This window comes from Janthinobacterium sp. GW822-FHT07H10 (assembly GCF_058798675.1).
The window spans coordinates 32,825-59,003 of sequence record NZ_JBXAKS010000005.1 but is presented as its reverse complement, the minus strand read 5'-3'; the positions used below and the strand labels follow the sequence as shown (position 1 = coordinate 59,003).

The 26,179-nt window shown below is 65.3% G+C and carries 24 protein-coding genes; 7 read left to right on the top strand and 17 right to left on the bottom strand.

Going from position 1 to position 26,179, the window contains the following annotated elements:
* Positions 1 to 28 precede the first annotated feature (28 nt).
* Both AC1RDJ_RS13520 and AC1RDJ_RS13515 read right to left on the bottom strand, forming a co-directional pair.
* Positions 29 to 1,015: a tetratricopeptide repeat protein gene (locus AC1RDJ_RS13520; RefSeq protein WP_493027702.1), complete on the bottom strand. Its 987-nt coding sequence runs from the start codon at positions 1,013 to 1,015 to the stop codon at positions 29 to 31.
* Positions 1,012 to 1,848 carry a tetratricopeptide repeat protein gene (locus AC1RDJ_RS13515; protein ID WP_493027700.1) on the bottom strand — a complete coding sequence of 279 codons (837 nt, stop codon included), beginning with the start codon at positions 1,846 to 1,848 and terminating at the stop codon, positions 1,012 to 1,014. The genes AC1RDJ_RS13520 and AC1RDJ_RS13515 overlap by 4 nt, the downstream gene beginning before the upstream one ends.
* 151 nt (positions 1,849 to 1,999) lie before the next feature.
* Between AC1RDJ_RS13515 and AC1RDJ_RS13510 the strand changes: the two genes are divergently transcribed.
* Complete coding sequence (locus tag AC1RDJ_RS13510; RefSeq protein ID WP_071324173.1) at positions 2,000 to 2,392, top strand: DUF1090 family protein; 393 nt, start codon at positions 2,000 to 2,002, stop codon at positions 2,390 to 2,392.
* A gap of 3 nt (positions 2,393 to 2,395) precedes the next feature.
* On the opposite strand, the gene mmsB is transcribed toward AC1RDJ_RS13510, so the two are convergent.
* From mmsB to AC1RDJ_RS13495, 3 genes are read right to left on the bottom strand one after another with little or no spacing between them, the layout of a single operon-like run.
* The gene (gene mmsB, locus AC1RDJ_RS13505; protein WP_493027699.1) at positions 2,396 to 3,289 is read right to left on the bottom strand and encodes a 3-hydroxyisobutyrate dehydrogenase; all 894 of its coding nucleotides are present in this window, start codon (positions 3,287 to 3,289) and stop codon (positions 2,396 to 2,398) included.
* 10 nt (positions 3,290 to 3,299) lie between these two features.
* Entirely contained in the window at positions 3,300 to 4,814 is a 1,515-nt protein-coding gene (locus AC1RDJ_RS13500; RefSeq protein ID WP_493027698.1) for a CoA-acylating methylmalonate-semialdehyde dehydrogenase, read from the bottom strand.
* 26 nt (positions 4,815 to 4,840) lie between these two features.
* Positions 4,841 to 6,058 (bottom strand): ABC transporter substrate-binding protein, encoded by a 1,218-nt coding sequence (locus AC1RDJ_RS13495; RefSeq protein ID WP_493027697.1) that lies wholly within the window; start codon positions 6,056 to 6,058, stop codon positions 4,841 to 4,843.
* A gap of 119 nt (positions 6,059 to 6,177) precedes the next feature.
* Between AC1RDJ_RS13495 and AC1RDJ_RS13490 the strand changes: the two genes are divergently transcribed.
* The 3 genes from AC1RDJ_RS13490 (at position 6,178) to AC1RDJ_RS13480 (ending at position 9,664) form a co-directional block, all read left to right on the top strand.
* Positions 6,178 to 7,095: a LysR family transcriptional regulator gene (locus tag AC1RDJ_RS13490; protein WP_071326533.1), complete on the top strand. Its 918-nt coding sequence runs from the start codon at positions 6,178 to 6,180 to the stop codon at positions 7,093 to 7,095.
* 52 nt (positions 7,096 to 7,147) lie between these two features.
* The gene (locus AC1RDJ_RS13485) at positions 7,148 to 7,678 is read left to right on the top strand and encodes an isochorismatase family protein (RefSeq protein WP_493027696.1); all 531 of its coding nucleotides are present in this window, start codon (positions 7,148 to 7,150) and stop codon (positions 7,676 to 7,678) included.
* A 108-nt stretch (positions 7,679 to 7,786) separates the two neighbouring features.
* On the top strand, positions 7,787 to 9,664 hold the full coding sequence (locus AC1RDJ_RS13480; protein ID WP_493027694.1) for a transthyretin-like family protein: 1,878 nt from the start codon (positions 7,787 to 7,789) through the stop codon (positions 9,662 to 9,664).
* 215 nt (positions 9,665 to 9,879) lie between these two features.
* Here the strand turns inward: AC1RDJ_RS13480 and AC1RDJ_RS13475 are convergent, their stop codons facing one another.
* Together AC1RDJ_RS13475 and AC1RDJ_RS13470 are read right to left on the bottom strand one after the other, a co-directional pair.
* A complete protein-coding gene (locus AC1RDJ_RS13475) occupies positions 9,880 to 11,043 on the bottom strand; it encodes an acetyltransferase domain-containing protein (RefSeq protein ID WP_071324179.1) in 1,164 nt (387 codons plus the stop codon).
* Between the two features lie 18 nt (positions 11,044 to 11,061).
* Positions 11,062 to 13,170 (bottom strand): TonB-dependent siderophore receptor, encoded by a 2,109-nt coding sequence (locus AC1RDJ_RS13470; protein WP_493027692.1) that lies wholly within the window; start codon positions 13,168 to 13,170, stop codon positions 11,062 to 11,064.
* Between the two features lie 187 nt (positions 13,171 to 13,357).
* Here AC1RDJ_RS13470 and AC1RDJ_RS13465 point away from each other — a divergent pair, with 187 nt between their 5' ends.
* Positions 13,358 to 14,050: a hypothetical protein gene (locus tag AC1RDJ_RS13465; protein ID WP_493027691.1), complete on the top strand. Its 693-nt coding sequence runs from the start codon at positions 13,358 to 13,360 to the stop codon at positions 14,048 to 14,050.
* 114 nt (positions 14,051 to 14,164) lie between these two features.
* Here AC1RDJ_RS13465 and AC1RDJ_RS13460 read toward each other — a convergent pair whose 3' ends face one another.
* On the bottom strand, positions 14,165 to 15,067 hold the full coding sequence (locus AC1RDJ_RS13460) for a LysR family transcriptional regulator (RefSeq protein WP_493027690.1): 903 nt from the start codon (positions 15,065 to 15,067) through the stop codon (positions 14,165 to 14,167).
* Positions 15,068 to 15,195: 128 nt separating this feature from the next.
* Here AC1RDJ_RS13460 and AC1RDJ_RS13455 point away from each other — a divergent pair, with 128 nt between their 5' ends.
* Complete coding sequence (locus AC1RDJ_RS13455) at positions 15,196 to 16,182, top strand: zinc-dependent alcohol dehydrogenase family protein (RefSeq protein WP_493027689.1); 987 nt, start codon at positions 15,196 to 15,198, stop codon at positions 16,180 to 16,182.
* An 80-nt stretch (positions 16,183 to 16,262) separates the two neighbouring features.
* Positions 16,263 to 16,607 (top strand): hypothetical protein, encoded by a 345-nt coding sequence (locus tag AC1RDJ_RS13450; RefSeq protein WP_071324184.1) that lies wholly within the window; start codon positions 16,263 to 16,265, stop codon positions 16,605 to 16,607.
* A gap of 22 nt (positions 16,608 to 16,629) precedes the next feature.
* Here the strand turns inward: AC1RDJ_RS13450 and bla are convergent, their stop codons facing one another.
* The 9 genes from bla to AC1RDJ_RS13405 form a co-directional block, all read right to left on the bottom strand.
* Entirely contained in the window at positions 16,630 to 17,565 is a 936-nt protein-coding gene (gene bla / locus AC1RDJ_RS13445; protein WP_493027688.1) for a subclass B3 metallo-beta-lactamase, read from the bottom strand.
* A 79-nt stretch (positions 17,566 to 17,644) separates the two neighbouring features.
* The gene (locus AC1RDJ_RS13440) at positions 17,645 to 19,408 is read right to left on the bottom strand and encodes a M56 family metallopeptidase (RefSeq protein ID WP_493027687.1); all 1,764 of its coding nucleotides are present in this window, start codon (positions 19,406 to 19,408) and stop codon (positions 17,645 to 17,647) included.
* A complete protein-coding gene (locus AC1RDJ_RS13435; RefSeq protein ID WP_493027686.1) occupies positions 19,405 to 19,809 on the bottom strand; it encodes a BlaI/MecI/CopY family transcriptional regulator in 405 nt (134 codons plus the stop codon). Before AC1RDJ_RS13435 ends, AC1RDJ_RS13440 begins: the two co-directional genes overlap by 4 nt.
* 181 nt (positions 19,810 to 19,990) lie before the next feature.
* On the bottom strand, positions 19,991 to 21,490 hold the full coding sequence (locus AC1RDJ_RS13430) for a hypothetical protein (RefSeq protein ID WP_493027685.1): 1,500 nt from the start codon (positions 21,488 to 21,490) through the stop codon (positions 19,991 to 19,993).
* Positions 21,491 to 21,594: 104 nt separating this feature from the next.
* A complete protein-coding gene (locus AC1RDJ_RS13425) occupies positions 21,595 to 22,938 on the bottom strand; it encodes a DUF3422 family protein (RefSeq protein WP_071324188.1) in 1,344 nt (447 codons plus the stop codon).
* A 122-nt stretch (positions 22,939 to 23,060) separates the two neighbouring features.
* Positions 23,061 to 24,269 carry a multidrug effflux MFS transporter gene (locus AC1RDJ_RS13420; protein WP_493027684.1) on the bottom strand — a complete coding sequence of 403 codons (1,209 nt, stop codon included), beginning with the start codon at positions 24,267 to 24,269 and terminating at the stop codon, positions 23,061 to 23,063.
* Positions 24,266 to 24,946: a CerR family C-terminal domain-containing protein gene (locus AC1RDJ_RS13415; RefSeq protein WP_493027683.1), complete on the bottom strand. Its 681-nt coding sequence runs from the start codon at positions 24,944 to 24,946 to the stop codon at positions 24,266 to 24,268. Before AC1RDJ_RS13415 ends, AC1RDJ_RS13420 begins: the two co-directional genes overlap by 4 nt.
* 121 nt (positions 24,947 to 25,067) lie before the next feature.
* On the bottom strand, positions 25,068 to 25,538 hold the full coding sequence (locus AC1RDJ_RS13410) for a copper chaperone PCu(A)C (protein ID WP_198043712.1): 471 nt from the start codon (positions 25,536 to 25,538) through the stop codon (positions 25,068 to 25,070).
* A 19-nt stretch (positions 25,539 to 25,557) separates the two neighbouring features.
* Entirely contained in the window at positions 25,558 to 26,154 is a 597-nt protein-coding gene (locus AC1RDJ_RS13405; RefSeq protein ID WP_289888764.1) for an SCO family protein, read from the bottom strand.
* Between the last annotated feature and the right edge of the window lie 25 nt (positions 26,155 to 26,179).

The window sequence follows — 26,179 nt, the reverse complement described above, 5'->3', positions numbered from 1 at the left end:
CATGCCGTTTTTGCGCCGTCTCGGTCTATCAGGGGGCGGGCGCCACGCGCAGCTTTTCGCGCCACAGCGCCGCCCGCATGGGACTGGCCGGCTGCCCCAGTTCGCCGTTCTCGAACACGTGCACCAGCCTTTGCATCGCCTCTTCGTCGCCCTGCTTGGCTGCCAGCAAATACAGTTCGAACGGCTGCGGCGCCGGGCCTTGTCGCGTGGGGCCGCCCCGGCCCTGCTCCAGCAGGCGCGCAAAACCCGTCTGGCCGGGCGGGCTTTTCGCGATGGCCGCCAGCTCATACCAGCCCAGGGCCGCCTCGTCGCTCTGCTGCACGCCCTGCCCCACTTCATACGAATAGGCGACATTGTTCAAGCCGGGCGGATCGAGCGCCTTGGCCGCCAACATGTACCAGCTGAACGCCTCCTGGCGCTGCGCCTCGTCCTTCGCCGTCATCATCAGGCGGTAGCCGATTTCATTGTAGGCGGGGATAAAGCCGTTCTCGGCGTAGAACTTCAGCCAGTGCAGCGCGTGCGCCTGTTCCTCGGGGCTGCTGTGGATATTTTCAAAGTGCATGGCCACCGTGAAGTTGGCCAGTTCCACGCCTTGCGCGGCACCCTTGCGCGACCAGTACTCGCCCAGCCTGCGGTCCACCGCCATGCCCTGGCCCAGCGTCAAGGCCACGCCGAGGAAGGCTTGCGCCGGACCATGGCCGCCTTCGGCCGATTTCTTCATCCACGCCAGGCCGGCGTCGTAGTCGCGCGGCGTGCCTTCGCCTTCGTGCAGCATCTGCGCCAGCTCCAGCTGGGCGGCGCTGTCGCCCCCTTCCGCGGCCAGCCGGGCCTTGCCGAAGGCGGCGACTTTTTCCGGCGACAGGTCGGCCGGGCGGCTGACCACGGCCTGCACGCGCGCGCGCATCTCATCGAGTCCCCGGGTATCGAAGTCGGCCAGCGCCGGATGCTGGCGCGGCGCTTGAGCGGACACCGGCTGCGCCAGCGCCAGGCTCAATACAAACAGGATCATCTTCATTTCTTTTCCGCCTCTGCCAGCCTGTCACGCCATTCGGCGGCGTCTTCGGCACTCGCCTGTTGCCCCAGTTCGCCTTTGACATACACCTCGATCATGCGCCGCATGGCGGGCTTGTCTCCGCTCCATCCCGCCCGCTCGTACCAGACCAGGGCCCACTTGTCCGACTGCGCCACGCCCAGGCCCAATTCGTGTGCGCGGGCCAGGTTGCGCATGCCGGCCGGCTCCTTTTCGCGCGCCGACCTGTAATACCAGTGGAAAGCCTCGCCGCGATCCTGTTCATCGACGGCGGCGCGCATCAGGTGCTCGCCCAGCGCATTGTAGGCGGGCACAAAGTGCTGCTCGTTCGCCGCCGCCTTCAGCCAGGTGATGGCCAGCGCCTGTTCTTCGGCAGGGCTGGCGCCGTCGATGAATTCCAGCGCCAGGATGGTTTGCGCCTCTGCATCGCCCTGCGCCACGCCCTTGCGCAGCCAGTATTCACCCTGCACGCGGTCGACGGGCACCTTGCCACCCACCGTGTAGGCCACCCCCATGGCCGCTTGCGCCGGCGCATAACCGCCTTCGGCCGACTTGCGTATCCAGGCCATCGACTGCGCCGTGTCTTGCGGCGTGCCGACGCCCAGCTGCAGCATGCGCGCCAGTTCCAGCTGCGCCTCGACGTCGCCCGCTTCGGCCGCGCGCCGGGCCTGCTCAAACTCGGCGATGCTTTCCGGGCTGCTGGTCCGCGCCTCGGCCCTCGCCTCGGCCCTCGCTTCGATGGCGATCAGCTGCAGGTCGAGCAAGGTGGGCGAGGTTTGCGCCAAGGCGGGCAAGGGCAGTAGAAAAGGGATTAGCAACAGTAATTTCTTGGACATGCGGCGGAATCGGGAAGCAGAAACACGCATGGTAGCCGATGCCACGCTGGGGAGGCGCGCACTGCACGGGAAGTTTGACAGGGCACGCTGGCAGGCTTACATTGCACGAGCCCACCACTTACACAGGAATGCCATGAACCGTCTATCGAAAACCGCCCTGACCTTGCTCATCGCCCTCGCCGCCAGCGGTGCCGCCAGCGCCGCCGACACCCAGTTGACGGGCTGCGCCGCCAAGCGCGAAAGCATCCGCAGCGAATTGCGCCAGGCGCAGGAACAGGGCTTGTCCGACAAGGTCGCCGGCCTGACGCGCGCGCTCGACGAAGTCAACGCCCACTGCCGCGACAGTACCCTGGTCGAGCGCCACAACAAGAAAATCGTCAAGGCACAGGCCAAGGTAAACCAGACGGAGCGCTCGCTGCGCCTGGCCCAGGAAGCGAACAAGGAGCCGAAGAAAATCGCCAAGCTGGAAGGCAAGCTGGAAAAAGCCAGGGCCGAGCTGGCGGCTTTGCAGGCCCAGCAGCCTTAAGCCTTACGCCTTTTCGCCCAGCATCTGGTAGATGCTGGAAAAATCCAGCGCGCCCGACCCCGCCTTGCTGTGCATGCTGTACAGATTGCGCGACAAGGCGCCCAGCGGCACCGCGGCGCCGCTGGCCAGCGCGCTTTCCACGGCCAGGCCCAGGTCTTTCAGCATCAGATCCACGCCAAAGCCGCCCGTGTAGCCGCGCGACGCGGGCACGTTCTCGGCCACGCCCGGACACGGGTTGTACACCTCCAGGGTCCAGTTGCGGCCCGAGCTTTTCGCCATCACGTCCGACACCACCTTCGGATCCAGCCCATTGGCCACGCCCAGGCGTATGGCTTCGCTGGTGCCGATCATGAGTATGCCCAGCAACATGTTGTTGCAGATCTTGACCGTCTGGCCGCTGCCCGATGCGCCCGCGTGGAAGATGGCCTTGCCCATGGTTTCCAGGTAAGGGCGCGCCACCGCCAGCGCGGACTCCTCGCCGCCCACCATGAAGGTCAGCGTGCCGTTGGCGGCGCCCGCCGTGCCGCCCGAGACGGGCGCGTCCAGCATCGGCAAGCCCTTCTCCTGCGCCGCGCGGCCCACCTGGCGCGCCGCCTCGGTGGAAATCGTCGAGCAGTCGATCAGCAGGGTGCCGGGCCGCGCCTGCGCCAGGATGCCCGCCTCGCCAAGGTAGGCGCCCAGCACGTGGCGGCTGGCCGGCAGCATGGTGATGACGATGTCGGCGGCCCGGATCGCGGCCCCCTGGTCATCGGAGACGAGGCCGCCGCCGTCGGCAAACTGCTTCACGCTGGCCGGCAGCAAGTCAAAGCCCGTGACGGCATGGCCGGCCCGCACGAGGTTTTGCGCCATGGGCAAGCCCATGTTGCCCAGGCCGATAAAAACGATGTTGCTGCCCATGGCCGCCCCCTTATTTCATCGCAATGGTGGTGTTGACGCCGCTGCCGCCATCGTCCGGGGCAAACCAGCGCGCCGTGACGGTCTTGGTCTGCGTCCAGAAATACAGCGCCTGCTTGCCGTTCGGGCCCAGGTCGCCCAGTTTCGACGCGCGCGAGCCCGTGAAGCTGAAATAGGCGACGGGCACGGGAATGGCCACGTTGATGCCCACCTGGCCGACGTCGATCTCGTTCTGGAACTTGCGCCCCGCCCAGCCGGACGAAGTGAAGATCGAGGTGCCGTTGCCGTTCGGGTTGGCGTTGATGAAGGCGATGGCCTGGTCCAGCGTATCGGTCTCGACGACGCACATGGCGGGACCGAAAATCTCCTGCGTGTAGACGGAATTGGACGCTGCCACCTTCGAGAAAATCGTCGGCCCCATGAAATTGCCGCCCTCGTAGCCCGCCACCTTGTGGCCGCGGCCATCGAGCAGCAGCTGCGCGCCTTCGTCCACGCCGGCCTGGATCAGCTTTTCCGCGCGCTGCATGGCGGCCTTCGACACCATCGGGCCCAGGTCGGCATCGCGGTCACTGCCCGGCCCCACTTTCAGGGCCTTCGAGCGGGCGACGATTTCCGGCAGCCAGGAACGCGCCTCGCCCACCAGCACGACGACGGAATTGGCCATGCAGCGCTGGCCGGCCGCGCCGAAGGCGGCGCCGATCAGGTTATTGATGGCCTGTTCCTTGTTGGCGTCAGCCAGCACCACGCAATGGTTTTTCGCGCCCATCATCGACTGCGCGCGCTTGCCCGATTCGCTGGCGCGGCGGTACACATGCGTGCCCACGTGGGTGGAGCCGATGAAGGAGACGGCCTTGATGTCGGGATGGTCGCACAGCATGTTGACGACGTCGGCGCCGCCGTGCACGACGTTCAGGACGCCGGCCGGCAAGCCCGCCTGGTACATCAGCTCGACCAGGTACATCGACGAGGACGGGTCCTGCTCCGACGGTTTCAGCACGAAGGTATTGCCGCAGGCGATGGCAATCGGGAACATGAAGCACGGCAGCATGACGGGGAAGTTGAACGCCGTGATGCCGGCGCCCACGCCCAGCGGCTGGTAGATATTGTAGACATCGACGCCGGTGGCCGCGTTTTCCGCGATCTCGCCCAGCTGCAGGGTGGCGATCGAGCACGCGTGCTCCACCACCTCCAGGCCGCGCATCACCTCCCCTTCCGCGTCGGGCAGGGTCTTGCCGTGTTCGCGCGTGATCAGCTCGGCCAAGGTAGCGATATTTTCGCGGATCAGGTGCTGGTACTTGAGCATGATGCGCATGCGCGCGGCCAGCGGCGTGTTGCGCCAGGTCTTGAACGCTTCCTTGGCCGTGGCGACGGCCAGGTTGACTTCGTCCGGCGTGGAAAACGGCACGCGGGCGACGATTTCCTGCGTGGCCGGGTTGACGACATCGCGCCATTCGGTGCTGGCGGACGCATGGTGCTTGCCGCCGATATGCAGGGGGACGGCGGGGACTTGGGTCAGGGCTTGGTTCATGTGAGGCTCCGTAAGGTGTTCGGTGATTATTTCTTGACCAGGTTGCATGCGGCCGCATCCATCGGCTTGAAGGCCTGGTCGGCGGGGATGGTCGACAGCACTTTCAGGTAATCCCACGCGCCCTTCGATTCGGCCGGGGTTTTCACCTGTACCAGGTACATATCGTGGATGACGCGGCCGTCGGGGCGGATCGAGGCATTGTTCATGACGGCGTCCTTGATCGGCAGCTGGCGCATCTTGTCGGCGACGATCTTCGAGTCGTCGCTCTTCGCCGCCGCCACCGATTTCAGGTAGTGGTAGACGCTCGAATACACGCCGGCCTGCACCATGGTCGGCTTGGCGCCCTTGTTGAGCGCCTCGAAGCGCTTGGCGAACGCGCGGCTGCGGTCATCGTAGTCCCAGTAAAAACCGTCCGCATAGACCAGGCCCTGCGCCGTGTCCAGGCCCAGCGCATGCACGTCCGACAGGAACACGAGCAAGGCGGCCAGGCGCTGGTCCTTGCCGCTGCCGATGCGGAATTCGCGCGCCTGCTTGATGGCCGACACCGTGTCGGCGCCGCCGTTGGCCAGGCCGATCACCTGCGCCTTCGAGCCTTGCGCCTGCACCAGGAAGGACGAGAAATCGGACGCGTTCAGCGGATGGCGCACGGCGCCCAGCACCGTGCCGCCATTGCGCTTGACGACATCGCTGGCGTCCTTTTCCAGCGAGTGGCCGAACGCATAGTCGACGGTGACGAAGTACCAGGATTTTTGCCCTAATTTTGTCAGCGCCGCCGCCGTGCCGGCCGCCTGCGAATACGTGTCGAACATCCAGTGGAAGCCGTTCGGCGAGCAGTCTTCATTGGTCAGGCGCCCCGTGGCGGGGCCGCTGAACATGGCGATGCCGCCCTTCTCCTTCATCAGCTTTTGCACGGACAGGGCCACCGAGGAATTGGTCAGGTCGGCGATGGCGTCGACCTTGTCGCGGTCGATCCACTCGCGCGCCTTCGAGGCGGCGATGTCGGCCTTGTTCAGGTGGTCGGCCGACAGGATCTCGATCTTCATGCCCTTGCATTCGGCTTTCAGGCAATCCTCGACGGCCATCTGGCTGGCGACGACGGAACCGCGCCCGCCCATGGCCGAATACGGGCCGGACATGTCGGTCAGGATGCCGACCTTGACGACGCCGTCGGAAATCTGCGCCTGCGCGCCGGTGAAGGACAGGGTGAGCGCCAGCGCGCCCAGGGCCAGAACGGTTTGTTTCATGCTTGTCTCCAGGTGGATAAGTTTTCTTATATGTTTAGATGCATTCTGCATGTGTAAAAATATGCGCTCAAGTGAAATTAATGCATAATTCCTTTGCAAAAATGCACAAGGAGAAAAAAGTGCTCGATTGGGACAATGTACGGGTGTTTCTGGAGCTGACGCGCAGCGCCGGCCTCGTGGATGCGGCGAAAAAACTGGGCATCGACCATTCCACCGTGTCGCGGCGCATGCGCAAGTTCGAAGAGCAGGTGGGCACGCAGCTGTTCGACCGCAACTACGTGGGCTACCAGCTGACGCCGGAGGGCCACCGCCTGATGGAATACGCGGAAACGATGGAAAGCACGGTGTTTGCCGCCACCGAGGAGCTGGGCGAACATAACCGGCTGCTGTCGGGCCAGGTGCGCCTGGGCGCCACCGAGGGCTTCGGCGCCGTCGTGCTGGCGCCGCACCTGGCGCACTTTTGCGGGCGCTACCCGCACATCAGCGTCGACCTGATCGCCGTGCCCCGTTTCGTCAGCCTGTCCAAGCGCGAGGCGGACGTGGCCATCTCCATCGAGCGGCCCCAGTCCGGCCCCTACGTGGTGACGAAGCTGTCCGACTACCGGCTCAAACTGTACGCCACCCCAAGCTACCTGGCGCGCCATGCGCCGATCACCAGCGTGGCGCAACTGGCGCAGCACCCGATCATCGGCTATGTGGACGACCTGGTCTTCAGCGCGGAGCTGCGCTACATGGACAATGTGGCGCCCGACTCCCTGCGCGCGTTTCGCAGCACCAGCGTGATCGCGCAATACCATGCGGCGCGCGCGGGCCAGGCGCTGGCCATCCTGCCCTGCTTCGTGGCGCAGCAATCGAACGAACTGGTGCCCGTGCTCGACGGCGAGATCGACCTGCTGCGCGCCTTCTGGATGATCTCGCCGAGCGAGCGGCGCAACATCGCCCGGGTCAGCGCCCTGTGGAATTACCTGCGGACCGCCATCGAACTGAATCATGCCTACCTGATGGGAGAAACGGCCACGCCCAGCTGGCCCGCCTGAACCAGCCGCGGCGCGCTACACTGTCGCCACAGACTAATTAAAGGAGGATGCGATGCTGATGGATGCCAGCCAGGCCGTACTGGTGATAGTCGACCTGCAGGGCCGCTTGATGCCGGCCATCCACGACGCCGGCCTCGTGCTGGCGCAAAACCTGCGCCTGGCAAAGATCGCCCGCCTGCTCGATGTGCCCGTGCTGAGCACGGAGCAGAACCGCCAGGGACTGGGGCCGAATGTGGAGGAAATCGCCGCGCTGTGCCAGCAGACCTTGCACAAGACGCATTTCGGCGCCTGTGCCGACGGCTTGCAGGCCATCCTGCCGCCCGGGCGCAGACAGATCGTCGTCACGGGCTGCGAAGCGCATGTCTGCCTGCTGCAGACGGCCATCGGCTTGCTGGAGCTCGGCTATGACGTGATCGTCGCCATCGACGCCGTCGGCTCGCGCCAGGCGACCAGCCGCGACGCCGCCCTGGCCCGCCTGGACAGGCTGGGCGCCCACCTGGTGACGGTCGAGATGCTGGCCTTCGAATGGGTGCGCGATTGCAAGCACCCGCGTTTCCGCGAAGTGCTGACGTTAATTAAATAATACGCGAGGTTTAAGCCAGATCAAGCCCATCGACGCCCCATTTGCTAGCTTGGTAACAGCGCCGCCTTTCCGCGCGGTGCGCCTGTTCCAACCAGCAAGGGAGCCATCATGGCCTACATCCTACGCGGCAAGCTGTGCGGCCTGATTTGCGCCGAGTGTCCTGAACCGTTGTCCCACGTCATCGTGCGCCTGTACCGGCCGCGCGAGACGCAGAACATCACGGCCCTGGCCGTGGCCAGCGCCAAGGAAACCTTCGCCATCCTCAGCGACGAGGAAGTGCAGGCCAAGGCCCCGTTCCTGCTGGCCGAGGCGCGCACGGATGCCGACGGCAACTACAGCTTCACCCTGGGCGACAACGAGCAATACCATGGCGAGGCCGTCGAAGTCGACATCCTGTGCCCCAGCGTGCCGCACCTGAAGCCGGGGCCGAAGGATCCCGTGCCGCTGCAGTTTTCCATCACCACCCTCCAGCCGCGCTGGCGCCAGGTCGACAATGATTTCCTCGCCGTCTGGGACTACTGCCTGCCGCAACGCTTCTGGTGCCTGGTGCGCGCCCGCTTCGGCGCCTGGACCATCTGCGGCCGCCTGCGCACCTGCGACGCGCCGCACACGCCGATCGCCGGCGCCACCGTGCGCGCGTTCGACGCGGACTGGCTGCAGGACGACGCGCTCGGCGACGCCGTCACCGATGCCACGGGCCGCTTCCGCATCGACTACCTGACGTCCGACTTCACGCTCACGCCGTTCTCGCCCTTCATCAACGTGGAATTTGCCAGCGGACCCGACGTGTATTTCACGGCGCAGCTGGGCAGCGTCACCATCCTGTCGGAAACCCAGGCCGACGGACGCCAGCCGGGCCGCGAAAACGTGGGCCACTGTTTCTGCGTAGAACTGTGTTCGAAAGACGTCCTGCCGCCCGATGTGGAAGGCGTGCCCCACTGGCAGCAGGTGGAAGTGTTCGACATCCACCCGTTTCCCGCGCCGGCCGGCTTCTCGGCGCAAGGCTATGCGGGCGGCGCCGGCGCCTCGTATGTGTTCGGCGGCGGCGTCACCTTGAAAGGCAAGTGCCCGCTGCGCAACAGCGCCATTCCCGCCAACCCGCTCGAATACCGCTTCCTCATCGGCGAATGGACGTGGCCGGGCGGCAGCGACGACCCCACGGCCCTGCCCTCGGTGGCGCCCGCCAGCCTGGCGCCGCTGACGCAAATCCTCGGCACCCATGTCGGCTATGTGTTTTACACGAATGGACTGGGCCTGGGCGACTCGGCACAGGTCATCGTCGATGCAGGCGACTTGAAGCCCGGCGGCTGGATACGCGTCGACGGCAAACCCGTCACGGTGGACATGCGCGACGGCACGACGGCCATCGTCAACGTGGCGCCCAATATCTTCCTGCGCACCTTCGACTTGCTCACCGTAAATACGCCGGCCATCACCAGCCTGCATCCGGCCAAGCTGCCGGGCGGCTTGCCGCTGCCCGACGCGGGCCGCAGCCTGACGGCGGCCGAGAGCGAGCCGATACGCCGCTACCGCCTGGGCTTCGAGGTGCGCGACGGCACCAGCCTGGCGCCCGTGGCCAGCGACGGGCTCGATGCCATCGTCTTCGACAACTCGCCCGTCATCGTGGCGCTGGACCTGGAAGAGCTGCGCAGCAATGCCTGCAACCCCATCGCGGGCGGCCTCGTGCATATTCTGTACACGATCGACCATCCGCACCTGCGCTTTTTCAACATCACGATTTCCAACAACAATGGCATCCAGCATCCGCCGCCACCGATGCCGGCCGCCAGCTTCACGCCACCGCCGCCACCCGGCAATTATTTGTTCCGTGGCGGCGCGGGCGGGCCGCATCTGTCGGGCAACAATGGCGGCTTCCCCGTCAACGTGGCGCTCGATCCGCCATGCGCCTACCGCGTGGCCATCACATGGCAAACGCGGCACTACCTGGCATCGGCGCATAGCATAGACCGCCTCTACTGCAAATAAGGCGTAAAAGCCTGCTGCGCGTCGCCACTGGCGGCCGGCGGTGCGCACGGTGTCGGCGCTCCTGTCTCGACGGCTCCGCCTTGGCGGCGCCATCTCGGCAGTCCCCCCTCGGCGGCCCCGTGCCTGGTACGGTTCCGCGCTTTGGGCCGGCGGGGGCGCCGGGCCTCGCTGCCGCTCGCTACGGCATGCCATGCGTTATTGCTGGTCAGGGCTGGTCAGAAATAGCGCACCCAGGCTTGCTTCGAGTTGCGCTTGTAGCGGGCAAAGGCGCGGCAGGGAAAGTACAGCACGGGCATCAAGGCCAGCGCCAGCAGCCACACTTGCCAGATGTGCTCGACACCATGGCGGTTGCCGTGCTTGGCGCCCAGCACGGCCGTCAGGGTCAGGCCGATGGCCAGCAGCAGGTACAGATGCAGCAGGTAATAAAACATGGGGGCGCCGCCAAACGTGGCGCAGGCGCGCGTGAACCAGTTATCGATGCGTTCCAGCCAGGCCAGACCCAGCAGGCCCAGGCCCAGGGTGAACAGCAGGAAGTCGAGCGACGGCGGATACTTGGTGAAATTAAGCATGCTCATGGCCGTGCGCAAGGCCGTGTCGCCCGCCACCCACGGCAAGGTTTCGCCATAGAGATTCAAACCGCGCAGCACGGCCAGCAGCAGCAAGCCGCCGCCGCCCAGGGCCAGCAGCCAGCGCCGCCTGGCCGCAGGAGCAAAGGCGCGGGCGTACAAGGGACCGGCCGCATAGCCGAGCACGATCACGCCTATCCACGGCAGCAGCGGATAGCTGACCTTGATCTTCATGGCGCCATCGGCCACCAGGTAGCCGCGCTGCAACAGCACCGTCAGCAGGTAATAGGCAACGCTGCCCTCTTCCGCGCGCAGTCCCGTGAGCACATGCTGGCCGGCGATCGTCGCCACGCCCAGCGCCACCAATAGCGGCACAGGCAATCGATGCAGCACGGCCAGCGCCATCATGGCCAGGCCGATGACCCAGATCACCTGCAAGTACAGCACGGCCGGTGGAAAGGCGCCGCTCCACGCGAAGTTGACGAACACGAGTTCCAGCACGACCAGCAGCAAGCCCCGCTTGAACAGGAAACCGGCCGCGCTGCGGGGGCCGGAAGCCGGGTGCGCATACAGCCAGGCCGACAGGCCCGTCAGGAAAACGAACATGGGCGCGCACACGTGGGCGGCCAGGCGCGTGAAGAACAGGGCCGGATCGACGCTGGCAGCTTCCATCGGATCGCTTACCTGGTGGTGCAGGAAGACGGTTTCACGCACATGGTCGAACAGCATGATCAGCATGACGAGGCCGCGCATCACGTCGATGACGGCAATGCGCGTGCGCAGGGTGGCGGGGAAAGTCAGTGGCATGGTCATTATTTTCAGAAACAGCAATTAAAAACGGTAGTGCGCCTGCAGGGTCAGCGTGCGCTCGGCCCCCGGCGCCACCCACAGGGGGCTGTAGGAACTGGCGTAATAGCGGCGGTTGAACAGGTTGTCCACGTTCAAGGCCAGACGCAGCTTCGTCGTTGGCGAATAGGACGCCAGCAGCCTGGCCGTCGTGTAGGCGGGCAAGGTGAACTTGCTGCTGACGGCCACGTCGCCCAGGCGCTCGCCCACGTATTGAACCCCGCCGCCCACGCTGGCCGTGCCCGCGCCCAGCGCGAATTGCTGCTTAGCCAGGATATTGGCGCCATGGCGCGGCACGTTGGCAAAGCGGCTGCCCGTGACGATGGTGTTGTCGCCGCGCGTGACGGTGGCGTCCGTGTACGCGTAGGCGCCCGACACGCGCAGGCCGCGCGCCAGTTCGCCCGACACATCGAGTTCCAGGCCCCGGCTGCCCACTTCGCCCGCCGCGATGGCGAAGTCCGTATTGGCGGGATTCGTCGTCAGCACATTGCTCTTGCGAATGTCGTAGACGGCCACCGTGCCCGTCAGCTTGCCCGTCTCCAGCTTGGCGCCCAGCTCATACGAACGGCTGCGCTCGGCCGGGAACGCCTGGTTGGCGATACTGATGCCGCTGTTCGGCCGGAAGCCCTTTGCCGCGCTCGCATACAGCGACCACGTTTTCGACGGCCGGTACACGAGTCCCGCGCGCGGGCTGGTGGCCGATAGCGACTGGCGGTTGCTGACGTTTAAGCGATTGTTCGTCACGTCCTGCGTGTACGTATCGTGGCGCACGCCGACCAGCGCCTTCCAGTGCGCGCCCAGGTCGAGCTGGTCCTGCAGGTACAGGCCGCGCGCCCGCTGCCCTTCCTGCGTGTCGATGGACAGGGCCAGCGGCGCGGCCTGGCCGCCATACGCGGGCGCATAAATGTCGATCGCATACGGATTGGCGCTGGACGGATTGCGGCGCAGCTGCACGCGATGGTCATCGAAATGATACGCATCGACGCCGGCCAGCACTTCGTGCGCCAGCGCGCCCGTCGTGAACTTGCCCAGCAGTTCGATCCTGGCCGACACATCGGTGGCCGAGAAATCGCGGTGGCGACGCTGGCGGTTCAAGGTACGCCCATCGGCCAAGAGCTTGTTCGCCTCGGTCGAATAGCCGCTCAATGCGCTGTCGCGGTAGGAAGCGCCCGCCTGCAGCGTCCAGGCGTCGGACAGCGCGTGGTGGATGAACAGCTGCTGCCCCAGCGACTTGACCGTCATGGGGCCGTCACCCGGTTCGCCGAGAAAGCGCGACACGGGCACGGCACCGAGCCGGCCGTTCACGGCCAGCACGCCGCGGTCGAACGGCGCGCGCTGCCGCACCGCCTCGATTTCGTACGACACGCTCGTGTGCTCGCCAGCCAGCCACAGGAACGAGGGCGAAAACAGGCTGCGCTCGACGGTGAGCGTGTCGCGGAAGCTGTGTCCCGCCTCATGCGCCGCATTCAGGCGGTAGGCGACGGTGTCGCTCAACGGCCCCGTCAAATCCAGGGCCGCGCGGCGCGTGCGGAAACTGCCGAGGGAAACATCGGCGCTGTATTCGGGCGCGAACTTCGGCTTCTTCGTCGCGATATTGACGGTGCCGCCCGGCTCGCCCCGGCCGTACAGGGCCGACGCCGGACCTTTCAGCACTTCCACGTTCTGCGTATTGGCGCCGTCGCGCATGCCGTTGTAGCCGCGGCTGGAGCTGAAGCCGTTGACCATGTAGTCGGAGCCGAAGTTCGGGTCGCCCGTGAAGCCGCGCATGGCATAGCTGTCCCACAGGCCGCCCAGCGGACTTTGCCTGGCGATGCCGCTGGCCAGTTCCAGCGCGCCGGCCAGGGTCGTCACGCCCGCGTCGCGCAGCAAGTCGCCGGTGAGCACGCGCACGCTTTGCGGCAAGTCCATCAACAAGGCGTCCGTCTTGGTGGCGCCCGTGGCCGACAGGCTGCGGTAATGCTGGCGCTCGCCGCTGACGGTGACGACGTCCGGCAGCGGCACTGCCGCCGCTTCGGCATCGGGCCCGGCCGCCAGCGCCAGGGGGCTGGCGGCGGCCAGCAGCAGCGCCATCGGACGCCGGAAAGGGAGGGACATGGAAATTCCTGAGAAAGAATGAGATGCAAACGGATTGCATTATAAATGATAATTCATTCTCATTAATGACTTCCTCGGCATCGCCACCTTCCTGCAATTGATACAGCACAGACCTTGGCACGCGCGCGATAACCATTCCCGCGTTTGCGCATCACACTGAATGTCGACCTCAAACCGGAGAATTGGCATGCTACGTACAATCAATTGCCTGCATCGCCTGCCGCATATGCTCTTGCTGCTCGCATTATCACTGAGTGCCCAGGCACAGTCGTTCAAGCTGTGGCAACCAGGCACGTTTTCGGATTTCGCATACAAGCCGGCAAGCCTGTGCGCGGATTGCTATGTACAGCTGGTGGAAGTGACTGCGCCCGCCACGGGCATCGTTGTGAGCGGCAGCGATCCCGCCTGCGGCACCAATGAAGTGACGACATTCTTTGATGTCGTCGGTGCGGCCGTGGCAACGCACATCGATCCGGATGCGTCCGCCAACCTGGCAGAACTGGGCAAGCGCCTGGTTTACCGCTCCGTGCGTAATCTGGTGGGCGGTTCATTCCAGACATTTCTCGACGCCAATGGTCCTCGTAGTCCATATGCCAACTGCGCGCCGCTTGCCGCACTCATTCCCGCCGATGCGATGGTGACGACCATACATCTGGGTATTAACGACCTTGCCGCCGGACCCGGCAGCTGCCTGCCCGGAACAGACTGTTCCACAGGCTATGCGCGCTTTCTCAATGTTCCAGAGGTAAGGTCGGTTGCCAATGGCGGGCAAATCGTTGCCACCACGTTTGCCAACTGGTCACGCGACAGAGACAGGGTGGGCAGGATGTTCGTCGTCTTTCGTATGCCGCATGGCAAGATACCGATCACCTATGAGTGACTGCGAAAATATTCCACACCAGACATAGGATGTAAGGCTGGTCCGACCGCACATGGGTGTTTTGAGCACGCCGAAAAACAAGGTGGGTTCATCCTGCCCGCAAGGTATCGTCGTTCATGCTTGTTCGCGAAAAATCTGCGCGAGAAATTCGACGAACACTTGCACCTTGGCCGCGCGCAGCTGGCGCGGGTGGAACAGCGCCCACACGTCGGGGCCGCGCGTGCGGAACGGCTGCAGCACGGGCACCAGGCTGCCCTCGCGCAGGGGTTGCAACACGGAAACGGAGAGCGCCTGCACGATGCCGCAGCCGGCCTGGGCGGCGGCAAGCATCGATTCGATATGGTCGAAGGCCACGGTGGCGGGCGGGGTATGCGCCTGGATGCCGCCGTCGTCCTCGTCCTGGAACAGCCACGGCCGCACCTGGCGCGATTTCGGATATAAAAAATGCAGGCAGGCAAACTGGTCCAGTTCCTGCGGCGACCGCGGCATGCCGTGCCGGGCGATGAAGTCGGGCGACGCGCAGCACAGGTAATCCATGGCAAACAGGCTGCGCGCCACCAGCGCGGAATCCTGCGGCGCGCCGATGCGCAGCATGACGTCGACGCCCTCCTCCACCATGTCAATCAGGCGGTCGCTGACCGTCAGGCGCAGGGAGATGTCGGGATAGGCGGCGATAAAGCGGGGCAAGGCGGGCGCCACCAGGTTGCGGCTGATGCTGCTGGGCATATCCACGCGCAGGCTGCCCGAGGGACGCTCGGCCGCCTGCTGCAGGCCCGATTCCAGCGCCGCCATGCCAGCCAGCACCTGGCGCGCCTGCGCATGGCATTGCAAGCCTTCGGCCGTCAGCGACATGCTGCGCGTCGTGCGCTGCAACAGGCGTACGCCAAAGTGCTTTTCCAGCGCCGCCACCTGGTTCGTCACGGACGAGGTGGAAATGCCGAGGCGCTGCGCCGCCTTGCTGAAGCCGCCCGCCTCGACCACGGCGCAAAACACTTGCATCGCTTCCAGCCTGTCCATGCCCGCTCCCCTCGCTCATCGTAGCTGGCGATTATCCACGATACTGAAATAGTGCATCGCGCCACGCCCCGTTTTTCTTTGCCGGCATGCCGCCTAGACTGGCCGCATCACCCCAACCGGAGAAACTGATGCAAGCCCTCGTCCTCAACACCTTTGCCACCCCCATGACCATCGCCTCCCTGCCCGTGCCGCGGCCGGGGCCGGGACAGGTCCTCGTGCGCATCGCCGCCAGCGGCGTCAATCCGCTCGACACGAAAATCGCCGCCGGCGCCGCACCGCATGCCCGGCCGCGCCTGCCCGCCATCCTCGGCGTCGACCTGGCCGGCACGGTGGCGGCCGTCGGTGACGGCGTGACGCAATTTGCCATCGGCGAGCGGGTCTACGGCATGGCGGGCGGCATCGCCGGCATTCCCGGCTCGCTGGCCGAGTACGGCGTCTTCGAGGCGGCCCTGCTGGCGCCCGTACCGGCAGCGCTGAGCTTGCGCAAAGCGGCCGCCCTGCCCCTCGTCTTCATCACGGCCTGGGAAGGACTCGTCGAGCGCGCCCACGTGAAGGCGGGCGACATGGTGCTCGTGCACGGCGGCGCGGGCGGCGTGGGCCACATGGCCGTGCAGCTGGCCGTGAGTGTGGGGGCCAAGGTATTCGCCACGGGCAGCGCCGCCAGCCGCGGCGCCATCGAGGCGCTGGGCGCCCGCTTCATCGATTACACCACCAGCACGGTGGACGACTACGTGGCCGAGCACACGGGCGGCGCCGGTTTTGACATAGTCTACGACACGGTGGGCGGCGCCACGCTGGAGGCCAGCTTCAAGGCGGCAAGAATCCACGGCGGCCACGTCGTCAGCTGCCTGGGCTGGGGCACGTTTTCCCTGAGCCCGCTGACGGCGCGCGCGGCCAGCTATTCGGGCGTGTTCACCCTGCTGCCGCTGCTGAGCGGCAAGGGCCACGCGCGCCATGGCGCCATCCTGCGCGAAGCGAACAGGCTGATCGAGGCCGGCCAGCTGCAGGTGCGGCTCGATCCTCGCCGCTACACGCTGGGCACGGCTGAGGAAGCGCATGCGGCGCAGATGGATGGCAGCGCGCGCGGCAAGCTGGTGGTGGAGTTGGGTGACTGAGCGATGAACCATGGCTTGTCTATCCCAGGTTCCGGGATTAATATGCAAGAATATGTTTGCATATTAATCCGGGGTCAAGAATGCGGGAAAAATTGGAAAAAATGCTGGCGGATGGGCGCGACAATGCGCTGCTGCGCTTCGGCCTGGGCGACGCCTGCCTGAAGGATCATGATGCGGAGCAAGCCGCCATCCACCTGGCGCAGGCAACCGTGCAGCAAGCCGGCTATTCGGCCGCCTGGAAGCTGCTGGGCAAGGCCTTGCACCAGCTGGGCCGGCTCGAGGAGGCCGAGGCCGCCTGGACGAGCGGCCTGGCCGTGGCCCGGCAGCAAGGCGACATGCAAGCCGTCAAGGAAATGACGGTGTTTGTCAAACGCCTGCACAAGGCCAGGGACAGCCAGGCGGACGCTCCTCCCGCCGCACCGTAGGCGCCGGCGGGAAGGCCGTCATTTAGTGCGCGTGCGCTGCGTCCACGGCAGCCGTTGGCGCCGCATCGCCCCGTTCTTTCGCCAGTTTCTTGGCCAGCAGGCTGCCCGCTTCGGCCGCATAGGCGCGGCAGGCGCTGGCGTCGATCAGGGGATTGCTGTCGCCGCTGCGCTTGGCGGCCTTGCCCAGCACGTCCGTCGTGCCCGGATGCACGGGGATGATGATGTCGCAGGGCAAGGCAGCGACCTTGGCGATGCTGGCTTCGAACGAGGCCGAGATATCGGGCGTGCCGCCCTTGCCCGTGCCGGTGTAGCGGAAGTCGCCGCTGGAATACGGGTTCAGGCTGTCCGCATACACGACGTTCAGGCAACGCTGGCCTTCGCACGAGGTCCACGTCCACGTCGTGCCGCCGGGCGTGTGGCCGGGCGTCATGTGAGCCGTCAGCGCCAGCGCTCCCACCTTGACGGCCTCGCCCTCGCCCACCACGCTGACCGTCTTCACCTTGGCGACATGGACCACCGGCTTGGCCTGGTATTGCGGATCATCCTTGCCGTTGGTGCCGCTTTGCAGCACCGGGGCGCTGGCCGCGCTGGCCACCACGGTGGCGCCGCTGGCGCGCTGCAGCGCGGCGATGCCGCCCGCATGGTCCCAGTGCGCATGGGAATTGAGGATGTATTTCACGTCCTCGATGCGGAAACCGAGCGCCTTGATGTTTGCCACGATCAGCGGCGCCGATTGCGGCAGCGCGCCGTCGAGCAGGATATGGCCCTGCGGGCTGGTCACCAGCACGGCCGACAGGCCGGCCGTGCCCACATACCAGGTATTGCCATAGATATTGAATGGCTTGACGGCGGCATTCCACTCCTTGCAACTATCGCAATCGACAGGTTTGTCCTGCACGGGTGCCGGCGTTTTCGCCTGCACCGCGCCCGTTGCCATGGTCGCAACCGTAGCCAGCATCAACTTCGCCAATAGTGTCATCTTCATCTCCAGTGTGTAAAAAAGAAAGGCGGCCGCGACGCGGCGCGCCCGGGGTCCCTCAATGCATGCGGCCTGTGCTCCCGGCCAGGGTGTCGCGGATGTTTCCGGCGTCGAGCGAGCGCCGCTGCGCGCCATCGGCGTCGAGCAGCACCACGGTGACGTTCTTGCCGCCGCTGCGCATGCGCATCGTCAGGCAGCTGCCGGCCTCGTTGCTGCTGCCCGTCTTCGACAGCAGGATGTCCCAGCCCTTGCCGCCTACCAGCGGATTGGTGTTGTGCAAGGTGCGCACCTTGCCGTCGACGGCCACGCTGGCCTGCGGGTGGCTGGTGATGCGCGCGATATCCGGATAGCGCGCGGCGGCCGCCACGATCTTTGCCACCTCGGTGGCTGTCGACGTATTCGCCTGCGAACTGCCCACCGCATCCGTCAGGGCCGTGCGGGTCAGCCCCAGGCTGCGGATCTTCGCTTGCAATGCCTGATGAAAGGCCGCGCTGCCACCCGGATAGGTGCGCGCCAGCGCGGCGGCGGCGCGGTTTTCGGATGGCAGCAGCGCCAGTTGCAAGAGCACGCCACGCGGCACCGCCACGCCGTCGGCCAGCAGGCTGTGGCGCTGCAGCGATGAGTCGCCATCGGCGCGCACGATGCGCAGCCGTTCATCGGGATCGAGCCCGGCGTCGAGCACCACCATGGCCGTCATCAGCTTGGTGATGGAGGCGATCGGCACCACGGCGTCGGCATCCTTCGCCATCAGCACCTTGCCGCTGGCGTCATCAAACACCAGCATGTGTTTCGCGTTGACGGGAAGCTCCAGCATGCCGGCGGCGGCGTCGGCCAGGGTCGCCACACTGACGGCAGGCTGTCCATGTGCCTGCAGCAACACGGTGGCGCAAGCGAGCAGCAAGGCGGGCAAGGCCAGCTTCCAGCCGCCCGTGTCCGGCACGGGCGCCATCAGGCGCCGTATGCGCGTCAGCAGCACGCCGCCCCGGGCCGACATCGCCAGGCCAGGCTGGCTCAGCGTGGCCGCCTGCCGCGACAGCTCGTGCAGCGCCGTGGCCAGCTGCTGCGGATCTTGCAGCGCCTGCGCCGCCAGTTCGTCGGCCACCAGTTCACGCTCCACGCGCATGCGCGCCGACAGCCACCAGACGACCGGATGGAAGAACAGCAGCGCCTCAACCAGGCTTTGCAGCAGATTCACGAGGTAATCCCAGCGCTGCACGTGCGCCAGTTCATGCGCCAGCAAGGCTTCCAGCAGTGGCACCGGCATGCCGCTCAACAAAGAGGCCGGCAGCAGGACGATGGGACGCCAGCAACCGAGGACGACGGGGCTGCCCAGTCCCGCATGCAGCTTGAGCGGAATGGCACGGTGCAGTCCCATGCGCAGCGCCAGCGCATCGAGGCGGGCTTGCCAGACGAGAGGTGCGGCCACGGCCTGGCGGCGCAGCCGGGCGACCCAGGCCAGGCCCAGGCCCAGGCGCAAGCTCATCAGGCCGACGCCGGCGCTCCAGGCCACCACCAGGGCCGGCATCCACGCCTGCAGTTCGGCGCGCCAGGCGGCCGGCGCGGCCATGAACGGCGACCCCTGCGCGGGTCCCTGCCCCAGCAGGTACAGCAGGTGCAGGACAGGAATACACAGGCACAGCAGCAGCGCCAGCGCACACACGGCGTAGCGCCAGCGCGCGCTGGCATGACGCAGCAGCCACAGCAGGACGGCCGACACGGCGCCGACGACCAGTGCCTGCCAGACAAAATACAGCAAGGCCCAGCCCAGCGCGGGAACCACCGCGTGCCAGTCCATGCCCATGCTCATGGCAGACAGGCTCATCGCGCGCCGCCGTCCTTGCCGTCATCCTTGCCACGCAGGATTTTTTCAATTTCCACGCGTTCGGCGTCGCTGACATGCTCGCGCAGGGCCGTCAGCACCAGCGCCTTGCCGGAACCGGAAAACACCTTGCCGATCAAGTCCTTGAGCAAGCTGGTCTGCAGCTTTTCCTGCGCCTCGACGGCCGTATACAGCTGCGGCCGCTGGCTTTCATCGCGGCTCAGCAAGCCCTTGCCATGCATCAGTTGCAGCTGGCGCAGCACGGTGGCGTAGCTGGCGTCGGCGCGCTCGGCCGCCAGGGCGTCATACACGGCGCGGGCATCGGACGGACCGCGCTGCCACAGGATGCGCAACAGGTCCAGTTCGGCGGCGGTGGGATGGGGAGTGGGAGTATTTTTTAACATGCCGCTAGAATACCCAGTCTAGAACTCAATGTCTAGAACTTTTTTTCTAGATTGGCGAGTCAGACTGACAACGCCGGACAACACCGTAGCGGGCGGAAGGGAATGGTGGCTGAGAAGCGGAACTGCGCATGAGCACGACGAGCATCGCAAGTCCCGACGCGCAGCAGGTTTTGCCGCGCGTTTAAAATTCACGCAAGCGGTCGAACCGTTCCAGCAAGGCCGCCTCATCGACCAGCGCCGCCCCCTGCCCGCCCGCTTGCTGCAACTGCTGGCGCAGCTGCGCCAGCAGGTCCGCCAGCACCGTGTAGATTTCCTCGCGCTCGACCGTCTCGATGATGCTCGCACGCCGCGCGATCCTGTTGAAGGCATCGACATAGGCGGTGACCATCGCTTCCAGCGCGGCGGTGGCGGCCGGCGCCGCCATGGCGACGTCGATGTCGCGCGTCACGGCCAGCATGTTCTTGTAGGCCAGCGCTGCCTTTTTCGCATACGCGGGGGAAATATGCTCGCGGCCATCCCAGTCGCGGAAGGGGTTGAGCAGGTTTTCAGCCAGCCATTCCGGCTTGCGCGCCTTGCTGATCGACAAGTCGAGTCCTTGCGCCGCCGCCTTCTTGTAAGCGGCCTTGATGCCCTTGGCCGCATCGGCGGGCAAGCTGGTCATCCACAAGGCTGACAGCTGCGGCAATTGCGCGGCCGATGGAAACTCGTCCGCCGTGAAACCGAACAGGTCATAGGTGGTAAGCATCCGCAGCTGGGTCAGCTGCGCAAGGCTGCCCATCTGCGACGCCAGCCCCGGCTTGCCCCAGATGCGCAATGCCGTCAGGTGGGGAAAGCGCTGCGCCACGTGCGCCAGGTCGGCTTCCTTCATGCCGAGCAGCGACAGGCCGCCCAGCCGCTCGAGACCGTGGAACGGCGGCAAGGCGTGCGTGCACTGGAGTGTCAGATGGCGGCCATCGGCGTCATCCGCTATGCGCAGCGCCGGCGATGGCGCGCTGCGCAGCGCGAGAAGGCCCAGGCCTTCGTTCAAGACCAGGCTGGTGACGCCATCGGGCTGCAGGATCAACCGGTTCAAGCCGCTGCCGCTGAAATCGAGCGCGTGCACCGTCGATGATTGCCAGTGCAGCTCATTGATGAAGGGATTGCCCTTGATAAACTCCATCAATGCCTGCGTGCCGTCACTGGTCTCGATGGACATCAGGCAAGGCAGCTGCGCCAGCTCGGACAGATCGTCCAGCGCCCGCAAGGCGCTGTCGTTGATTTTCGTCGCGTCCTGCCGGAAGACCTGGCCGCCGAGCGTCACTTCACGCTCGTCCGACGCGGCCTTGAATTGCTGGCGCCGCACCGGATCGATGCGCTCCCAGTTCCGCTGGCGCAGCACGCTGTCGCCGACGTTCCAGCCGCTGCGGTAGCTGTTGACTTCCACATCCACCAGCGGCGCGATATTGCCAACGAGGGTATGGCCAGGCGGCACGTTCGCCGTGGCATAGCAGTGATCGTGGCGATTGTTCCAGAAGAAATAGTCGCACAGCAGCGGCCGCATGGCTTGCACGGCCGCCGCATCGGGCAAGGCGTCGCCGGTCCAGTCCAGCTCCAGCACGGCAGCTACCGGCCTGGACGATGAAGCATCCTTGATGCGGGTGACCTGGCAAGCCACATACTGCTGCAGCTCGGACGAAAACACACTGTAAACGTCTCCAACATTGGCTAGCACGCAACTTCCTTTTCAGAAGACCTGATGGTCGAATGTTGAAAGATAGCAAAAATGATGGCCCGGTGTCGTCCGGCTCAGTCCGTGTGCAGCTTGTGGTGCATGCGCCGCAAGCCCAGCCACACGGCGGCCGCCACGAACGGCACCAGCGCGCCGACGAGGATTTCCGGGTTCACGGGCAAGCCCATCACCTTGGCCGCCTTGCCCGTGTAGCTGAACAGGCCGATCACGTAATAGGAAATGGCGGCCACGGACAGGCCCTCCACCGCTTGCTGCAGGCGCAGCTGCTGGGCCGCGCGCGCGTTCATCGATTGCAGGATTTGCCGGTTCTGCAGTTCCTGCACGATGCCCACGCGCGTGCGCAGCAAATCGTTGGTGTTGGCGATGCGCTGCGCCATCGCTTCCTGGCGGCTGGCCATCGCCTCGCACGTGTTCATGGCCGGCGTCAGGCGGCGGTCCATGAATTCCTCGACCGTGGGGATGCCCTCGATGCGCACTTCGCGCAACTCGTCGATGCGCGCCTTGACAAGGCCCATGTAGGCTTTCGAGGCGGAAAAACGGTAGCTATTGTCGAGCGACAGCTTTTCGATGCGGGCCGCCAGGCGCGTGATGCGGTCGAGCAAGGCTTGCTCGGACACGCCTTCATCGGCCTTGCTGACGGCGGCGCTGTCGTCCGTGTCCACCATGGCGGCGGCCAGGGTCGCCAGCTCGTTCTCGATGGCATTCAGCGACGGCGCCGCCTGCATGGCGTAGGGCAAGCCCAGCAAGGCCATCATGCGGTAGGTTTCGATTTCCAGCACGCGCTGCACCAGCCGGCCCGACTGCTGCGAACGCATGCCCGCGTCGCGGATGACGAAACGGCTGAAACCATCGGACTGAATGGTGAAATCCGTCCACAGCTCGCCGCCCTGCAGCACCTTGCTGCCGGCCAGGGTATTGCCCTCGAACACGCGCGACAGGCCTTGCATGAAGATTTCGGCTGGTTCAGTCGCTTGCTCGAGCACCACGTGGGCGGCCACCATCAGCTTGCCCTTCAAGCCCACCAGCCACTGCTGCGGCAATTGCTCCAGGGGCATGCGCTCGAACGCCTGCTCCAGGGGCAGCGCCGCGTCCGGGTGCTCGGCAAACGTGTAGGTGGCAAATTCCGTGTGGCATTCCCATTTCAGGCGGAAGCGGCCAAAGTCGTAATAAAAATACTTGGCTTCGGCGGCGGGCGGCGTGACGCCGAAATGCGTGCACAGCGCTGCCAGCGTGGCGTGCTGGGCCGACATATTCGACACGCCGGGGGCGGAGTCGTCCTTGTAGACGGCCAGGTGGGTGATCAGCTCGGGAGCGTCGAGCTGCAAAAAGGGCCGCGAATGGATTTCCGCGGCCAGCGGCACGCGCAAGGCGTGGTTCAGACTGGAGTTAATCAAGTGCATGATAGCCAAAGGTAAAGTTGCAAAACTGCTTAGACCCGCGCGCGTGCCGTGGCGCCCGCGGCACGGGTCTGATTGTCACAGTGTAACAAAGCAGAAAGCATGCCCACCTTTTAGCAAGCCCGTCATGCTGTTTTGACAATCCCCGCAGCGCCCTCCACCGCGCGCTGGCGCGTGCCCAGCCACCAGAAGAATGCGGCCAGCACGACGGCCGAGGCCTGGCCCAGCGCCAGCTTCAGGCTGCTGTCGAACAATAAGGGGGCGACAAAGCCGGACACCAGGGCAAACACCAGCATTTGCACGAAATTCTGCAGCGAAGCGGCCAGGCCACGCATCTGCGGGAAGATGTCGAGCGTGGACATGGTCATGCCCGGCAAGGCCAGCGACATGCCGAACGCATACAGCATCACGGGCACGACGGCAAACGGCACGCTGGCGGCGAAGCAGTGGTTATACGCAATGTTAAGCGCCCCCGTGGCGGCCATGACAAGCAAGCCCCAGCGCACCAGCACGGTGCTTTTCACCGCATGCGCGAGCTTGCCGGACAGGGCCGAGCCGCCCACGAGGCCGGCCACCATGGGGATGAACATCCAGCCGAACGCCGTCTCGGGCAGGCGCAGCAGCTCCAAGATGAAATGCGGCGCGGAAGCGATGTACAGGGCGAAGCCGCCAAAGGCGAAGGCCACGGCCAGCGAACGCAGGAGGAATTCCCCGTGGCGCAGCGCCTGCCAGTAATTGCGCGCGATGTTGCCCGGATGAAAAGGCTGGCGTCGCTCGATGGACAAACTTTCCGGCAAGCCTTTCAGGCAAGCGAGCGCCAGCAGCACGGTGACGGAAAACGTGAAGACAAACGTGGATTGCCAGCCGTACGCCACGTGCAGCCAGCCGCCGATGATGGGGGCGATGGCGGGCGCGATGCCAAACACCATCATGATATTGGCCAGCATCTTTTGCGCGGCCGCGCCCGACAAGCTGTCGCGCACGATGGCTTGCCCGATCACCCTGCCCGCCCCGGCCGACGCGCCCTGCATGCCGCGGAAGAACAGCAGCCAGCCAAAGCTGGGCGCGAATGCGGCGCCGATGGAGCCGGCGGCAAAGAGCACGAGCGACGCGAGGATCACGGGACGGCGGCCGAACGAGTCGGACAGGGTGCCATAGAACAGGGTCATGAAGGCGTAGGCGGCCAGGTAGACGCTCAGGGTCTGCTGCACCAGCACGCTGCTGACGTCGAAATGCGTGCTAATCGCAGGAAACGACGGCAGGAAGGTATCGGTGGCGAACGGGCCCAGCATGGACAGCCCGGCCAGCACCAGGGTCAGGTTTCTCGCCTTCATGCGCCCGCCTGCGCGGTGTCGCCGCTGTCGTGCTGGCGGCGCAAGCCGTCCAGGGCCGCCAGGGAAAACTCGGCGATATGCCGCGCGATGCTGGCGATACCCGCCTCGTCATAGGTGATTTCCGGCGCCACGATCTCGTGCACGATGCGCGAACGGGCATAGAACACGGCCTGGCCGATCACGCTGAACACGCATTTCTGCACCACCTGCGCCGGCATGGCCGGCCCCACCACTGCACGGATCAGGCTGGTAAACAAGGCGTGCTGCGGGCGCACATTGCGTTCGGCCAGCTTGTGGATGGCGGCCGTCGGTTCGATCAGCTCGCGCGCCACCAGGCGGCTGAACAGCGACGCCGGGCCCGAGCGCAGCATGTCGAACACGAGCGCCTCTATGGCCAGACGCAACTGTTGCACTGGCGGCAATTGCGCCTGCGCGCTGGCGGCGGCCACGTCGGCCGCCGAGGCGCGCGCCAGTTCGCGCGCATAGTCAAACGCGGCCAGGTGCAGCTCTTCCTTGCTATGAAAATAATAATTGACCATCGCCACATTCACGTGGGCCGCCTCGCAAATCCTGCGCACGGACGCCACTTTGTAGCCTTCGTCGGCAAACAGCTGGGCCGCCGCCTGCAGGATGCGCGCGCGCGCCGGTTCGCCTTCGTTTTCCTTCTCTTGCCGCATGCCATTCCCATCATTTAAACAGCTGTTTAATATTCTGCGAAATTATATCAAACAGCTGTTTAATTTTCAAATGGACGCAAAAAAGCCCGGCGTACCGGGCTTGTGCAAGGCATGGCAGCGATCAGTGCTTCATGGCTGGCATCGGGGTTGAGGTGGCGCCCAGTGGGCGGGCCACGGCGTTCACTTCGATGGTTTCTCGGTGCTTGTCCTCGCCTTCGAGCACCAGGGTCAGCGGGATCTTGTCGCCCGCCTTCACCTGGCCTTTGAGTTCCAGCAGCATGACGTGGTAGCCGCCCGGCTTCAGCTCCACGGCCTTGCCGGCTGGCAAAGCGATTTCCTTGACCTGGCGCATGCGCATCATATTGTCCGTCATGCTCATTTCATGGATTTCCGCCACGCCGGCCACGGACGAGCGCACTTCCAGCAGGCGCATGGCTTTCGGCGCCGTGATCTGCATGAAGGCGCCCGTGGCCTTTTGCTGGGGCACGGTGGCGCGCACCCACGGGTCGGTGATTTGCACGCTGCTTTGTGCGATGGCGGAGAAAGACAGCACGGTCAGGGCCGTGGCCAGCAGGGTTTTCAGGTGGGTCATGATTGTTTCCTCGGTGTAGTTATAAGGTGTATTTCGATGTCATCAAGGTCTTGATGTCCTGCACGCACTCGTCGCCAGTCAACTGGTGTTTCAAGCCCAGGCGCATGCGCCCCTCTGTATCGAGCACATAGCTGATGGCCGTATGGTCCATCGTATACGAGCTGCCGCTGGGCACGCGGCGATAAAACACTTTGTAGTTGAAGGCCGTCTGCGCCGTTGCCTGCGGGTCCGTGCGCAAGCCGAGGAAGCTGGGGTCGAAGGCGCGCATGTATTCGCCCAACAACGCCGGCGTGTCGCGCTCGGGGTCGATGCTGATGAAGATCACTTGCAGCTTGTCCGCATCGGCGCCCAGCTTCTGGCGGATTTCCAGCGCGCGCGACAGGGCCGTCGGGCACACGTCCGGGCATTGCGTGAAGCCAAAGAAGACCATCACATACTTGCCCTTGAAATCAGCCAAGGTATACACCTTGCCGTCGGGGCCGCTCAATTTGAAATCGGGCTTGTAATCGCCGCCCGTCAAGTCGAGGCCGTTGTAATGGGGTTTCGGCGCTTGCTCGCAAGCGGCAAGCGTGAGCAATCCCGCCGTGCCGGCGAGAAGGAAAAGACGACGTTTCATAGCATTTCAGGCCCGATGGGCGTAG